At 58.5% G+C, this 14,575-nt stretch carries 10 protein-coding genes; 5 read left to right on the top strand and 5 right to left on the bottom strand.

The annotated features are described in order from the left end of the window. Window positions 1-5: 5 nt before the first annotated feature. Window positions 6-908, bottom strand: a complete 903-nt coding sequence (locus PO881_RS01840; RefSeq protein ID WP_280172359.1) for a LysR family transcriptional regulator — start codon at window positions 906-908, stop codon at window positions 6-8. 113 nt (window positions 909-1,021) lie between these two features. On the opposite strand from PO881_RS01840, the gene PO881_RS01835 reads away from it, so the two are divergent. From PO881_RS01835 to PO881_RS01820, 4 genes are all read left to right on the top strand, one after another. Beyond that, window positions 1,022-2,335, top strand: coding sequence for an amidohydrolase (locus PO881_RS01835; RefSeq protein WP_280172358.1), 1,314 nt, complete (start codon window positions 1,022-1,024; stop codon window positions 2,333-2,335). Then, window positions 2,332-3,777, top strand: coding sequence for a M20 family metallopeptidase (locus tag PO881_RS01830; protein ID WP_280172357.1), 1,446 nt, complete (start codon window positions 2,332-2,334; stop codon window positions 3,775-3,777). The genes PO881_RS01835 and PO881_RS01830 overlap by 4 nt, the downstream gene beginning before the upstream one ends. Before the next feature lie 187 nt (window positions 3,778-3,964). Next, the gene (gene abgT, locus PO881_RS01825; protein WP_192235968.1) at window positions 3,965-5,485 is read left to right on the top strand and encodes a p-aminobenzoyl-glutamate transporter; all 1,521 of its coding nucleotides are present in this window, start codon (window positions 3,965-3,967) and stop codon (window positions 5,483-5,485) included. A gap of 190 nt (window positions 5,486-5,675) precedes the next feature. Further along, window positions 5,676-7,103, top strand: coding sequence for an MFS transporter (locus tag PO881_RS01820; RefSeq protein WP_280172356.1), 1,428 nt, complete (start codon window positions 5,676-5,678; stop codon window positions 7,101-7,103). A 215-nt stretch (window positions 7,104-7,318) separates the two neighbouring features. Here the strand turns inward: PO881_RS01820 and PO881_RS01815 are convergent, their stop codons facing one another. From PO881_RS01815 to PO881_RS01805, 3 genes are read right to left on the bottom strand one after another with little or no spacing between them, the layout of a single operon-like run. After that, window positions 7,319-8,638 (bottom strand): cytochrome c, encoded by a 1,320-nt coding sequence (locus tag PO881_RS01815; RefSeq protein WP_101762363.1) that lies wholly within the window; start codon window positions 8,636-8,638, stop codon window positions 7,319-7,321. An 11-nt stretch (window positions 8,639-8,649) separates the two neighbouring features. Further along, window positions 8,650-10,434 carry a GMC family oxidoreductase gene (locus tag PO881_RS01810; RefSeq protein WP_101762364.1) on the bottom strand — a complete coding sequence of 595 codons (1,785 nt, stop codon included), beginning with the start codon at window positions 10,432-10,434 and terminating at the stop codon, window positions 8,650-8,652. Window positions 10,435-10,436: 2 nt separating this feature from the next. After that, complete coding sequence (locus PO881_RS01805; protein WP_101762365.1) at window positions 10,437-11,171, bottom strand: gluconate 2-dehydrogenase subunit 3 family protein; 735 nt, start codon at window positions 11,169-11,171, stop codon at window positions 10,437-10,439. A 296-nt stretch (window positions 11,172-11,467) separates the two neighbouring features. Between PO881_RS01805 and sbmA the strand changes: the two genes are divergently transcribed. Next, a complete protein-coding gene (sbmA, locus tag PO881_RS01800) occupies window positions 11,468-12,703 on the top strand; it encodes a peptide antibiotic transporter SbmA (RefSeq protein ID WP_280172355.1) in 1,236 nt (411 codons plus the stop codon). 144 nt (window positions 12,704-12,847) lie between these two features. On the opposite strand, the gene PO881_RS01795 is transcribed toward sbmA, so the two are convergent. Then, on the bottom strand, window positions 12,848-14,488 hold the full coding sequence (locus tag PO881_RS01795; protein WP_280172354.1) for a dihydroxyacetone kinase subunit DhaK: 1,641 nt from the start codon (window positions 14,486-14,488) through the stop codon (window positions 12,848-12,850). Window positions 14,489-14,575: the final 87 nt, after the last annotated feature.

The raw sequence follows: 14,575 nt of genomic DNA, 5'->3' as shown, positions 1-14,575 counted from the left end.
CACTCTTACCTTTGCTGACAGTAGCGCCGGAACAGCTGCGCCATGTAGGCACTCATCGGCGTCAACGCGGTGTCTTTGCGCTGAATAAGATAGAAAGTGGCTTTCGGTAAAGGTTCGTCGAGAACGAGAGAAATCAGCTGGCCGCCGTGTGTAGGATCTTCAATCACGTCGCGCGAAATAATGCTGACGAAATCGCTCTGCGCCACCAGGCTGGTGCAGGCCATAAAGGTCTCGCAGGTGACGACGATTTTCGGCGCCATGCCGCGCTCGCCAAACAGATCGTGTAGCAGCCGATAATAGCTCCCTTGCGGCGTCGGCATGGTCCAGTCGCAGTGTTGCAGCTCGGCCAGCGTGCGCGCATGCGCCATTGGATGCCCTTTGCGCATCACCACCCGATAATCGCGCTCCATCAGCCGTTCAAAAACTAACTCCTGATCGAGATGATTTTTATCGTAGGTATTGATGGTGAAATCCAGCTCGCCCTGACGCAGTTCATGCACCATCGAAACCAGCTGACCTTCAACAATCCGCACCTTGACCAGCGGATATTCGCGATGAAACTGATTGATCACCTGCGGCATGACGGTGCGCGCAATACTGCCACCCACGCCGATATTAACGCGCCCGCCGGCCAATCCCAGCCGCTGCTGAATATCCTCCTGCGCCATCCGCAACTCTTCCAGCACCAGGCTGGCATGCTTGAAAAAGTTATCACCGATATCAGTCAGCGTAACGCCCTGCTGTCGCCGCTCGAACAGGCGCGCGCCCAGCGCCAGCTCCAGTTCCTGAATCGCTTTGGTCAGCGCAGGCTGTGAAAGCCCGGACAAGCGGCTGGCGGCGCGGATGCTGCCTTGACGCGCCACAGCAACAAAAGCGCGCAACTGATGAAGTTTGAGGTTCGCAGACATAGTTTGGTGATAACCGTTGTTTATCAGTAGCAAGATATTCGCATCTTATGCGCGGCAAAACCAATGTGTAGATTCGAATGAATGCATAAAAAACCAACACAAAGGAAATGCCGATGAAAACCCTTTCTGACCTCGTCAACGCGCGCATCCCGCAGATGCAGGCCTGGCGACGCGATCTGCACCACTTTGCCGAATCGGGCTGGCTGGAGTTCCGCACCGCCACGTTGGTGGCTGAAGAGCTGCATCGTCTTGGTTATCAACTCAAGCTGGGCCGCGAGGTGATCGATGCCGACTCGCGCATGGGATTGCCCTCTGAGGAAGTGCTGGCGCAGCAGGAAGCGCGCGCGCTGGAACAAGGCGCGCTGCCGCAGTGGATTAAACACTTCTCCGGCGGATTTTGTGGCGTGGTCGCTACACTGGAAACCGGTCGTCCCGGCCCGGTGATGGGTTTCCGCGTCGATATGGATGCGCTCGATCAGAACGAAAGTCGCTCCGCCGATCATCTGCCAACGCGCGAAGGCTTCGCCTCCTGCAATCCCGGCATGATGCACGCCTGCGGTCACGACGGCCACACCACCATCGGTTTGGCGCTGGCGGGCGTGTTGATGGAGATGAAAGCGCAGCTGAGCGGCACCATCAAAATCATTTTCCAGCCAGCGGAAGAAGGCGTACGCGGTGCGAAGGCGATGGTGGCCGCTGGCGTGGTGGATGATGTCGATCTGTTCACCGCCATTCATCTTGGTACCGGCGTGCCCGTCGGCGAAATCGTTTGTGGCAGCGACAGCTTCCTCGCCACCACCAAACTCGACGTCAGTTTCACCGGCGTCGGCGCGCACGCCGGCGGCAAACCGGAAGAGGGCCGTAACGCCCTGCTGGCGGCGGCGCAGGCAACGCTGGCGCTGCACAACCTGCCGCAGCACAGCGGCGGTGTGGCGCGCGTCAACGTCGGCGTATTGCAGGCCGGAACCGGACGCAACGTGGTGCCCGACTGCGCGCTGATGAAGGTGGAAACGCGCGGCGTCAGCAACCAGGTTAACGATGATATCTATCAGCAGGCGCTGCGCGTGATTGGCGGTGCGGCAGCAATGTACGGCGTGGAATATGAGGTCAAGCTGATGGGCGGCGCGCGCAGCTGCACGCCGAGCCCGCCGTGGGTGGCGTTCATCCACCAGCAGGCCGAGGCGCTGGGCATTTTCACCTCAGTGGTCGATACGAAACAGCAGGCGGCGGGCTCGGAAGATGCCACTTACATGCTGGAGCGCGTGCAGCAGCGCGGCGGCCAATCCTCCTACGTGATTTTCGGCTGCGATCTGGCGGCGGGCCATCACAACGCGAAGTTCGATTTTGACGAAGCGATCATGGCGACCGCGGTGCAAACGCTGGCGACGCTGGCCCTCAATCACGCACAGTTTGGAGGCCAGCGATGAGCCACAGCGAATTTATTGATCGCTACATCAACCAAAACCAGCCGCGTTTTACCGCCCTCAGCGATGCCATCTGGGACGTACCGGAAACCCGTTTTGAAGAGACAACGTCTTCCGCACTGCTGGCCGATGCGCTGGAACAGGAAGGTTTTCGCGTGGAGCGCGGCGTCGGCAACATCGACACCGCGTTTATTGCCAGCATTGGCAGCGGCAAACCGGTGATCGCCATTCTCGGCGAGTTCGATGCGCTGGCCGGTCTGAGCCAGCAATCGGGGTGCGCCACGCCGCAGCCGCTGGTAGAAAACGGCAACGGCCACGGCTGCGGACACAATCTGCTCGGCACCGCCGGTTTGGCCGCCGCTTTCGCCATCAAAGCCTGGTGGGCGCAACACGGCCAGCGCGGCACGCTGCGCTTTTACGGCTGTCCCGGCGAAGAAGGTGGCTCCGGCAAAACCTTTATGGTGCGCGAAGGCTTGTTCGACGATGTCGACGCGGCGGTGACCTGGCATCCCGAAGGTTTCAGCGGCATGTTCAACCTCAGCACGCTGGCCAATATTCAGGCCGCCTTCCGCTTCAAAGGCGTGGCGGCGCATGCGGCCAACTCACCGCATTTAGGGCGCAGCGCGCTGGATGCGGTGACGCTGATGAACACCGGCGCCAACTTTCTGCGCGAGCACATCGTGCAGGAAGCGCGTCTGCACTACGCGGTGACCAATGCCGGCGGCGTCTCCCCCAATGTGGTGCAAGCCGATGCCGAAGTGCTGTACCTGATTCGCGCGCCGCAGCTCGATCAGGCGCAGGATATCTATCAGCGCGTCATCAACATCGCCAAAGGCGCGGCGCTGATGACCGACACGCAGATGACGGTGCGCTTCGATAAAGCCTGCTCCAATTACGTGCCGAATCGCGCGCTGGAAAGCGTGATGGAGCGCTATTTGCATCAGTTTGGTTTGCCTGACTACAGTGATGCGGAACAGGCGTTTGCCGCCGAGATGCGATCCACGCTGAGCAAAGACGATCTGCGTAACGCGCGTCTCAATGCGGCGCGCACCGGCGGTGAAGCGGGCGTTGCCTGGGCAGCGGCGCTGGGCGACAAGATTTTGATGGATGAAGTGGCGCCCTATGCGGTGACGCGCGAGATCCTTTACGGCTCAACCGACGTCGGCGATGTGAGTTGGGTGACGCCCACCGCGCAATGTTTTGCGCCCTGCTTCGCCTTCGGCACGCCGCTGCACACCTGGCAGCTGGTGGCGCAGGGCCGCACGTCCATTGCGCACAAAGGCATGTGTCTGGCCGCCAAAGTGATGGCCGCCACCGCGCTGACCTTGCTGCAGGATGACGCGGCGCTGGCGCGCTGCCGCGACGAGTTCCAGCGCGTACGCCGCGAGCAACCTTACGTCTGCCCGATTCCAGCAGATGTCACGCCGTCGAAGTTAACGTCGTAAAGCATCAACCCGCACCATCCGTAGCGGCGCGATTCATCGCGCATATCAATGGCGGCTCCGTGCCCATCCAGATAATGCGCAATGAATTGCGCCGCTACGGTATGTGCAAATTTGTAAGACCAAACATAAAAAAATATAGCCCTCAGCGGGCATGCAAACACAATAAGACGACTGATGAGGACCTGCCATGGAAATAACAACGGAGAACCGCAGCCCTGGAAAGCTGTTCAGCTGGATTGAACGCGTCGGCAACAAAGTGCCGAACCCGTTTTTACTGTTTGTCTATTTGATTGTGGTGCTGATGGTGGCCACCGCCGTGCTCAGCAGCCTCGACGTGGCGGTGAAAAACCCGGCCAACGGCGAGCTGGTGCGGGTGAATAACCTGCTGAGCGTGGCAGGGATTCAATGGATCCTGCCCAATATCATCAAAAACTTCAGCGGCTTCACGCCGTTGGGATCGATTCTGGCGCTGGTGATTGGTGCCGGCCTGGCGGAAAAAGTCGGCCTGCTGCAGTCGCTGATGGTGAAGATGGCTTCGCGCGTGAGCCGTCGCTACGCCAGCTACATGGTGCTGTTTATCGCCTTCTTCAGCCACATCTCCTCCGATGCCGCGCTGGTGGTAATGCCGCCGCTCGGCGCGCTGATCTTCCTCGCGGTGGGGCGTCATCCGGTGGCGGGATTGATGGCGGCGATTGCGGGCGTGGCGTCCGGTTTTACCGCCAACCTGCTGATTGTCACCACCGACGTGCTGCTGTCCGGCATCAGTAGCGAAGCCGCCAAAGCGGTGAGCGACACCGTACACGTTAGCGTGATCGACAACTGGTACTTTATGGCCAGCTCGGTGATTGTGCTGACCATCGCCGGTGCGCTGCTGACCGACAAATTTGTCGAGCCGCGCCTGCCCGCGTGGAACGGCGGCAATAGCGATCGTCTGCCGCCGCTCACCGCACTGGAGAATCGCGGCCTGAAAGCCGCCGGCATCGCCGCATTGGTGTTTATCGCGCTGATGGCGCTGCTGGTGGTGCCGGAACACGCGCCGCTGCGCAATCCGAAAACCGGCGGCATTATTCCGTCGCCGTTTATTCAGGGCATTGTGCCAATCATCATCCTGTTCTTCTTTGTGGTGGCGATTGCCTATGGCGCGGTAACCAAGCAGATTCGCCGCGCGGATGATATCCCGCAGCTGCTGGTGGATCCGATGAAGAGCATGGCGGGCTTTATTGTGATGGTGTTTCCGCTGTCGCAGTTCGTGGCCTTCTTCAACTGGAGCAACATGGGCAAGTTCATGGCCATCGGCCTGACCGATGTGCTGGAGAGCGCGGGCATCAGCGGCGCACCGGCGTTTATGGGCTTGATGTTCCTGTCGGCGTTCCTGTGCATGTTTATCGCCAGCGGATCGGCGATCTGGTCGATTCTGGCGCCGGTATTTGTGCCGATGTTTATGCTGCTTGGCTTCCATCCGGCGTTTGCTCAGATGATCTTCCGCATCGCCGATTCTGCGGTGTTGCCGCTGGCACCGATGTCGCCGTTCCTGCCGCTGTTCCTCGGCTTCCTGCAGCGTTATCAAAAAGATGCGCAACTGGGCACCTATTACGTGCTGATCTTCCCCTATCCGCTGGTGTTCTTCACCACCTGGATTGTGCTGCTGCTGGCGTGGTACGCGCTCGGTTTACCGATCGGTCCCGGCGTCTACCCAAGCCTGCACTAAACCTGCGCCACGGATGGCGATCACTTTTCTGTGAACTGCAACGTATGTTGCCAAAATGTCACCGTCCTGCCTCTCGGCAACTCTCAGCGAATTTATTATCCTGCTATTCCTTCGCTTGCTAACGGTTAATTATTTTTAAAACCCATCTCAGCCGTCAGCGGGTTCTGCAAACACCGAGGTATACATAATAATGACAACCATCACGTCGACAGGGATGGCGAACGATCACATGAGCGCGGATCGCCGCACCTTAGCCGGGCGCATTGATGCGCTGCCCTCGTCCGCCGGCCTGTGGCGCTTTATCACGCTGCTGGCGCTGGGCGGCTTCTTTGAGCTCTACGATCTGTTTGAAACCGGCTATATCAGCTCCGGCCTGGTGGCGGCGGGCGTGTTTCATACCGGTTCTGCGGGCGTGTTCGGCATCGCCGATCAGGCCGCATTTGCCTCCGCTACTTTCCTCGGCCTGTTTGTCGGCGCGAGTTTGCTTGCGCCCTACGCCGACCGTTTTGGTCGCCGCCTGACCTTTATGTGCGCGCTGGCGTGGTACGGCGCGTTTTCGCTGCTGATGGCGTTCCAGCAGAGCGCAGAGATGATTATCCTGTTCCGCTTCCTGGTCGGCATTGGCCTCGGCGTCGAGCTGGTGACCATCGATACCTATCTCTCCGAATGGGTACCGGCGCATCTGCGCAGCCGCGCGTTCGCCTTCTCCTTCTTTATCCAGTTTCTGTCGGTGCCGACGGTGGCGCTAATGTCGTGGTGGCTGGTGCCGCAAACCATTCTCAGCCTTGAAGGCTGGCGCTGGGTGGTGATCGCCGGTGCGGTCTGCTCGCTGGTGATCTGGCTGATTCGCAAAAACCTGCCCGAATCGGCGCGCTGGCTGGCGCAACAAGGACGGCATCAGGAAGCGCATCAGGTGCTGAGTGCGATGGAAAAGCGCTGTGGTATCGCTTCTCCCCTTCCCCCTGTTGCGGAGGAAGGCCGGGATGGGGGACAGTTCGCACCTGAGCAACCTAAGCAAGGGCGTTTCAGCGAGATTTGGGCACCGGCCTATCGCCAGCGCACGCTGATGCTGGTAGTGATGAACTTCTTTCAGGCGATTGGCTTTTTTGGCTTCGGCAACTGGCTGCCAGCGCTGCTGTCGGGCAAAGGCGCCACCGTCACGCACAGCCTGCTGTATGCGTTTTTCATTACGCTGGCCTACCCGCTCGGCTCGCTGATTTGCAGCCGCTACGCCGATAAGCTCGAGAATAAATGGCAGATCGTGTTTTCATCGCTGATGACGGTGGTGTTCGGCACGCTGTTTGCGTTTATGACCCATCCGGTGCTGATGATCATCTGTGGTTTCCTGATCACTTACAGCAACGCATGGCTAACCTTCAGCTATCACGCTTATCAGACCGAGATTTTCCCGACGCACATTCGCGCCCGCGCGGTGGGTTTCTGCTACTCGTTTAGCCGCCTGTCGACGGTGTTCAGCAGCATTTTGATTGGCTTTATTTTGCAATACGCCGGCAGCCAGGGCGTGATCGCCTTTATCGTGCTGAGCATGCTGATTGTGATGCTGTCGGTGGGGATTTACGGGCCGAAAACCCGTGGGATGGATTTGGAGAATATTTGAGGGTTGAGCGTGCTGGCTGTCCCGGATCGTGCTGGCTGCCCCAGATCGTGCTGGCTGTCCCCCATCCCGGCCTTCCCCCGCTAGCGGGGGAAGGAGACGCTGCCACATGCAGCTTCAGAACTACCATATAGCAGCATCTTCCTCCCCCATTAATGGGGGAGGACCGAGGAGGGGGACAGCGAGCACGGTATAGGGGACAGCGAGCACACAACGGGTTACTGCCCTTCCAACACCTTAATATCCGCATTACCCTGCTTCGGCTGCACGGTTTCGTCTTTACGCAACTCGGCCACATCTTTCGCCGACACGCTCGACTTCACGCCATTGCCCCAGCTGCCACGGATAAAGTTCACCACATCCGCCACCTGCTGATCGTTCAGACGCCAGCCGAACGCTGGCATGGTGATCGCCGTAGGTGCGCCTTTCACGCCCGGCAAAGTGCCGCCGACCAATACGATGTGAATCAGCGAGGTCGGATCGTCTGCCATCACCACCGGATTGCCGCGCAGCGCCGGATAGAAGCGCTGATAGCCGCTGCCGTCGGTTTTGTGGCACGCCGCACAGCTATCGACATACGTCGATGCGCCCGGCTGGCTGTCGTCACCTTTCCACAACGCCTGAGACACCGCATCATCCTGCTTAAACACCGCCTGATTCGGATCTTTCGCGCCTAATGATTTCAAATACTTAGCAATCGCGCTGATATCGTCATCGCTCAGATACTGCAGGCTGTGCTGCACCACATCGGTCATGCCACCGAATACGGCGGTGTGATCGTTGCGGCCAAAGCGCAGGAACTGCCTGAGATCCTCTTCGCTCCAGCGGCCTAAGCCATCGCGGTTGTCGCCACGCAGGTTGCTGGCGGTCCAGCCATCAATCGGCGCGCTGCTGCCAGCGAGATAGTTATTGCCTTCGCCGTTGTTGAGCGCTTTTTCCTGCATGGTGATGCTACGCGGCGTATGGCAAGCGCCACAGTGACCGAGACCTTCCACCAGATAGCGACCGCGTGCCAGTTGCGGATCTTCCTGCGCCGCCGGCTGGAACGCTTTCACGTCCGGCGCGAAGATGCCGCGCCAGATGGACAACGGCCAGCGCATCGACAGCGGCCACGGAATGTCGCTCTCTTTGTTGGCCTGCGCCACCGGCTGAACGCCGTGCATGAAGTAGGCGTAGAGCGCCTTCATGTCGTCATCGCTGACCACCGCGTAAGACGGATACGGCATCGCCGGATAAAGCGTGTCGCCGTTTTTCGCTACGCCGTGACGCACCGCTTTCTGGAAATCGTCGTAGCTGTAGTCACCAATCCCGGTGGTTTTATCCGGCGTGATGTTGGTGGAGTAAATGGTGCCGATCGGCGTCGCCATCGGCAGTCCACCGGCAAACGGCTGGCCGCCCTGCGCGCTGTGACACGCCACGCAGTCGCCCGCGCGCGCCAGATACTCACCGCGCTTCACCAACGCGTCCGAACCTGCTTCGTCCGCCACTGCGGCGAACGTCATGGTGCCCAGAAACAGGGCTAAAATGCTTTTAATCATCGCCGTGTTCCTTATGCCTGTACCAGCGGGCCGGGGTTCTTCAGATACTGTTCACGAATCGCTTTGGCTGACCAATAGGTCAACGCGGCGACCATGCCCGTTGGGTTGTAGCCGAGTCCCTGCGGGAAAGCCGACGCACCTGGCACAAACACGTTCGGCACATCCCAGCTCTGCAGGTAACGGTTCACCGCGCTGGTTTTCGGATCTTCACCCATGATCGCGCCGCCGCTCATGTGCGTGGTTTGATACACGGTGGTGTCGAAGTGCGAGCCCGGCCCTTTCGCGCCGCCGATGATCATTTTCGGGTTCATCGCTTCGGTGATTTTACGCATCTTACCGATCATGAACTGCGCCATCTTGATGTCGTTATCCTGCCAGTCAAAGGTCATACGCAGCAGCGGCTGGCCGTAGGCATCTTTGTAGTTCGGATCGAGATCGAGATAGTTGGCGCGATACGACTGGTGCGCGCCGTGCGCATCCATCGAGATGTGATGGTTGTAGGTATCCGCGACCGCAGATTTCCACTGGCTGCCCCAGTTTGGCGTGCCTTTCGGCGTCGGCAAACCCGAGATCGGCTTGGTACCGGCCTGGTTCACCCAGAATGGCGAACCGCCCACGAAACCGTGCGGACCGTGATCGAAGTTGTCGGCGTTGAAATCGTCCACCGCCACACCTGCGCCACCGGCACCGATAAACGGGTTGGTGGTGGTGTTTTTGTCGAACAGCGCTTTCAGCGTCGAGATGTTCTGATAGGCGAAGTTACGCCCCACCACACCTTCGTTGGAAATCGGGTTATACGGCTTGCCGATGCCGGAGAGCAGCATCAGATGCACGTTGTGGAACTGGAACGCCGACAGGATCACCAGATCCGCAGGCTGCACCACTTCGCGGCCCTGACCATCGAGATAGGTCACGCCGGTGGCGCGCTTTTTATCGTCGGTCAGATTAACGCGCAGCACGTAGGCGTTGTTGCGCAGCTCGAACTTCGGTTCCTGACGCAACGCGGGCAGGATGTTGACGTTCGGCGAGGCTTTGGAATACATGTAGCAGGCGTAACCGCTGCAGAAACCGCAGAAGTTGCACGGGCCCATCTGTGCGCCGTAGGTGTTGGTGTAGGGGCCTGAGGTGTTGGCCGACGGCATATCATAAGGGTGATAACCCACTGATTCCGCCGCTTGCGCGAACAGCTGTGCCGAGTAGGTGCGCTTCTGCGCCGGCAGCGGGAAGTCGCTGGAACGATCTGGCGCGTACGGGTTGCCGCCCTTCTCTTTGCCCAGCAGTTTGCCTTTGATTGACCAGGCGCTGCCCGAGGTGCCGAACACTTTCTCGGCCTGATCGAAGAAGGGTTCGAGCTCGTCATAGTTGACGCCGAAATCCTGGATCGTCATGCCTTCCGGGATGAAGTTTTTACCGTAACGCTGCTCGTAATGGCTGCGCAGGTTCAGTTCTACCGGGTCAACACGGAAATGCACGCCTGACCAGTGCAGACCCGCGCCGCCGGTGCCAGTGCCGGGCAGAAACGCTGCCAGCTGGCGATAAGGTACGGCGGTTTGCGAGGCATCGTGACGAATCGTTACGGTGCTTTTCGACAGATCCTGGAACAGCTTTTTGCGGATGTTATAGGTCAGTTCGTCAATCGACTGCGGATAAGATCCATCCGGGTAGGTATCGCGATGCGGACCGCGCTCCAGCGCCACCACATTCAGGCCCGCTTCGGTCAGCTCTTTCGCCATGATGGCACCCGCCCAGCCGAAACCGACCACGACCGCGTCCACTTTTTTCAATTCATTTGCCACGCTTACGTCCTCTCCCCGCGAATATCCACTGACGGGAACGGATAACGTTCACCGCGTTCCACCCAATCCATAAAGTCAGCGCGCGCGCCTGGGAAGCCAATCAGCTTCCAGCCCACCATGCCTTGATTGCCACCGTGGATCGGATCGCTGAAATAGCCCTCGCGGGTGTTTTGCAGCAGGAAGGAGAAGAAGGTTTTCGCCGGCAGCTGCGGGAACTCGGCCGTGCCGCTTTCAAACGCGGTCAGCAGCGCATCCTGCTGTTCGCCCGTCAGCTCGGCAAACACTTTGCCATGCTGTTTTTTGCTCCAGCCATCGGCATCGGCGAGGCCGAGACGGTAGATCTGCTGCGGCACCAGCGGCAGCTGATAACCTAACTCTTTTGGCAGATCGGGATTGAACGGACCTTGCATGTACCAGTTGTTACCGGTGGCATACGGCGTGTTCATTTGACGATCGATAAATTCCGGCACGCCGGCTTCCAGTGCGCCAGGACCGCGTTCGTCGTTGGGGATCAGGCGCGCCACGGCCGCAGTGATAAAGGCAAACTCTTCGGCGGTGAACCAGGTGGGCTGGTAGCTACGCGCCTGTTGTGGTGATGCGTTTTGTTCTGCTGCCCCAGCGGCCATTGGTGCCACCAGTGCGCCCATCGCCGTACTGCCCACCGCCATTGCCGGCGCCAGGGTGATGGTTCTCAGCAGAAAATCCCTGCGAGTGTGACCATTTTTTTGTTCTGACATGACATTGCCTCAGTACCACATATAATGCGGCATGAAAGTTAAGTAGTTGCGTTGTATTGTTTTTTTATTGATAGCTTAAGGGATACAGCAGCACTGTTACCGGTAACAGTACAAATATTGTAACACCATTGCTGTGGATAATTTAGTTGCTAGAAACAAATTCGCACTAATTACTTAACAATTGCCGCTGTCGTTTTACATCGCAGCGGCGAAACTGACATCGTCTGATACAACCCACAACAGACAGATAGAGGTCTGAAGCGGTATAAAAGCGTACACACAACAGCGGAGTGCCTATGTTTAAGTCCTTTTTTCCGCGGCCAACGCTGTTTTTCAGCTCAGCTGCGATTTGGAGTTTAGTCGCGATTTTTGCCTGGTTTGGCTTTTTCAGTGATTTCCCCGCGCGCTGGCCTGCACTCCAGGCGGCGATGCACGAACCTTTGCCAACCAATGCCAGCCGTTTTATTCACATCAGCCAACTGTGGTTTTATGCCTATTACTGGATCGTTGCCGGCCTCTTTGCGCTGGCGTGGCGCGTGATTGATAACCATCCGTGGCAGCGCTGGTCGGTTTGGGGGGCTGCGTTAATCATCTTCATTACCTGGTTTAGCGTGCAGGTGAGCGTGGCGATCAATGCCTGGTACAATCCGTTTGGCAATATGATCCAAAAAGCGCTGAGCAAGGCGAATGCCGTCACTATTGAGGAATTTTACCATCAGCTCACCGCTTTCCTCGGTATCGCGCTGATCGCGGTAGTGATTGGTGTAATAAGCTCCTTCTTTATCAGCCACTGGATATTCCGCTGGCGTACTGCGATGAACAACTACTACATGCATAACTGGCAACGCTTACGCCACGTGGAAGGTGCTGCGCAGCGTGTCCAGGAAGATACCATGCGCTTCGCCGGCACACTGGAAGATTGGGGAGTGAATTTTATTCAGGCGATCATGACGCTGGTGGCATTTCTGCCGGTGTTGGTCGCACTGTCACCCAACGTTAAAGAGGTGCCAATTCTTGGCAATCTTCCTTACGCGCTGGTCATCGCCGCCCTGCTGTGGTCAATTTTTGGTACGGGTTTACTGGCGCTGGTAGGTATCAAGCTACCCGGACTGGAATTCCGCAATCAACGGGTTGAAGCGGCCTATCGTAAAGAGCTGGTGTACGGGGAGGATCATGCCGATCGGGCGGCTCCGCCAACGGTGGCAGAGTTATTTAGCCGCGTACGCCATAACTATTTCCGCCTCTATTTCCACTATCTGTACTTTAATATCACCCGCATTCTTTATCTGCAGGTCGATAATCTGTTCGGACTGTTTTTACTGTTACCGTCGATTGTGACCGCATCCATTACGTTGGGCATGATGAACCAAATCACTAACGTGTTTGATCAGGTGCGTTCGTCATTCCAGTATCTCATTACCTCTTGGTCGACGCTGGTTGAGCTGATGTCGATCTATAAACGTCTGCGCAGTTTCGAGCAGATTTTGCAGGATATTCCACACGAAGAGATGATGCGCGAAGCCGCGGAGTAAGGTGGTAGTGCGGTGCGGCTGGTGCCCTCACCCCGGCCCTCTCCCACGGAGAGGGAGACGCTGCCAAATGTCAAATATGTGCTCGGTCAGTCCCCTCTCCCGCTTGCGGGAGAGGGTTAGGGTGAGGGGCCAGGCGCACTCTGTTTAACCCGCCAACACCGTAAACACCTTCTCAATCGCATACGCGCCCGGATCTTTCACGCCATCCAGACTCTGCTGGTTCAGATACGCGGAACGCCCCGCTTTGGCGCTCTGCATCTGCGCAGTGGCGTCGGCGCCTTTCTGCGCCGCTTCTGCCGCCGCAGCCAGCGACTCGCCCGCCACTAACGCTTCCAGCGCCGGTTGCAGCGCATCCACCAACGTACGATGACCCGGCTGCGCGCCGCCGTAATGTTTCATGCGCTCCAGACCGTGCATCAATGCCTGCGGCAGCGCGCTGCCCTCTTCCAGCTGCTGGCCGGCGCTGGTGAACAGAATTGACATCAACACGCCGCTCGATCCCCCCATCACCGTCGCCAGCTGCTCGCCAATCAGCGCCAGCAAGGTTGGCAGCTCATCCAGCGGCAGCTGTTTTTCCTGCAGGCCGCGCTGAATTTTCTTCGCCCCGGCGGCAAAGGTTGAGCCGGTATCGCCATCGCCCACTTTGGCATCCAGCGCGTTCAGCTCGCTTTCCAGATCGATCAGCGTCTGCGTGACGCTGGCGACGATGCGCGCCACCTCCGCATTCTCAGAGGCATCAAAATCCAGCACGCTGCCGATTTTCTCTGCACGTTGCAGGCTGATCGGCGCAAAGTCATACACCGGCACCCAACCCAGCACCTGAACCGGCGCGTTTAACGCTTCAAGGAACGGCTCCTCCAGCGCCAGCAGCGTCAGCGAAAAACCTTTCATATCCAGCGCGCTGACCAGCGTTGCCGGCCCCAGCAGATGCGTGATGCGTGCCGCCAGCGGCGACTGCAACACTTCACGCGTTAACAGCGCCAGCTCCAGCTGCGAGAAGCCACCGAGATTGTTGATCAGCAACAGCGCTTGCTTGCCGTCCGGCAGCGCCTGCGCCAGTTTATCGGTCATGATGCTGGTGATTTGGCGGCTGTCTTGCGTATCCAGCGTGATTACACCCGGCTCGCCGTGAATGCCCATGCCGAGCTCGCTGTGCCCGGGCTCGACGCGCTCATCGCGTTTTTCGCCCGGCACATGACAAGTGGCGAAAGCCAAACCGATGGACGATGTGGCATCAATCGCACGCTGTGCCAGCGCTTTGACCTCATCCAGCGATTGTCCCTGCTCCGCCGCAAAGCCAGCGATTTTGTGCACCAGCACAGTCCCGGCGATACCGCGCGGCTGCGGGTTTTCCGGCAGCGCGATATCATCCTGCACCATCACCAGCTCAACTTTGTAGCCGAGGTTTTTGGCTTTCTCTGCCGCCAGACCGAAGTTAAGACGGTCGCCGGTATAGTTCTTCACAATCAGCAGGCAACCGGCATCGCCGGTGACGTTAACAATGGCGTTCAACACCGCATCGACGCTCGGCGAGGCGAAAATATCGCCGCACACCGCCGCCGTCAGCATGCCTTTGCCGACAAATCCGGCATGCGCCGGTTCATGGCCAGAACCGCCGCCCGAGATCAGCGCCACTTTGCTTTTATCCCAGTCCAAACGCACCACCACGCGAATCTCATCACCGAGATCGAGGCGACTGAGGTTGTGCCACGGCGTACTCAGCAAAACCCCTTCGATGGCTTCGTTAACCAGATCGTTTTTCTCATGCATAAAAAACTGGCTCATTGCATCCTCTCCTTTGGTGTTGTCGTCCTACAAGGTAGCGTATGTGCGTAAAGAATAGACGCAGCGAAGTGCGGAAATGCAAAGGGC

It is taken from the genome of Pantoea sp. SS70, from assembly GCF_029866845.1.
GTDB classification, from domain to species: domain Bacteria; phylum Pseudomonadota; class Gammaproteobacteria; order Enterobacterales; family Enterobacteriaceae; genus Pantoea; species Pantoea leporis.
The sequence above is the reverse complement of the archived record's forward strand: the minus strand, read 5'-3'. Positions and strand labels throughout refer to the sequence as shown.

What these genes read in the sequence shown, in the direction of transcription:
- PO881_RS01840 (WP_280172359.1), bottom strand. Translation starts at nt 908, where the DNA reads ATGTCTGCGAACCTCAAACTTCATCAGTTGCGCGCTTTTGTTGCTGTG.
- PO881_RS01835 (WP_280172358.1), top strand. Translation starts at nt 1,022, where the DNA reads ATGAAAACCCTTTCTGACCTCGTCAACGCGCGCATCCCGCAGATGCAG.
- PO881_RS01830 (WP_280172357.1), top strand. Translation starts at nt 2,332, where the DNA reads ATGAGCCACAGCGAATTTATTGATCGCTACATCAACCAAAACCAGCCG.
- abgT (WP_192235968.1), top strand. Translation starts at nt 3,965, where the DNA reads ATGGAAATAACAACGGAGAACCGCAGCCCTGGAAAGCTGTTCAGCTGG.
- PO881_RS01820 (WP_280172356.1), top strand. Translation starts at nt 5,676, where the DNA reads ATGACAACCATCACGTCGACAGGGATGGCGAACGATCACATGAGCGCG.
- PO881_RS01815 (WP_101762363.1), bottom strand. Translation starts at nt 8,638, where the DNA reads ATGATTAAAAGCATTTTAGCCCTGTTTCTGGGCACCATGACGTTCGCC.
- PO881_RS01805 (WP_101762365.1), bottom strand. Translation starts at nt 11,171, where the DNA reads ATGTCAGAACAAAAAAATGGTCACACTCGCAGGGATTTTCTGCTGAGA.
- sbmA (WP_280172355.1), top strand. Translation starts at nt 11,468, where the DNA reads ATGTTTAAGTCCTTTTTTCCGCGGCCAACGCTGTTTTTCAGCTCAGCT.
- PO881_RS01795 (WP_280172354.1), bottom strand. Translation starts at nt 14,488, where the DNA reads ATGAGCCAGTTTTTTATGCATGAGAAAAACGATCTGGTTAACGAAGCC.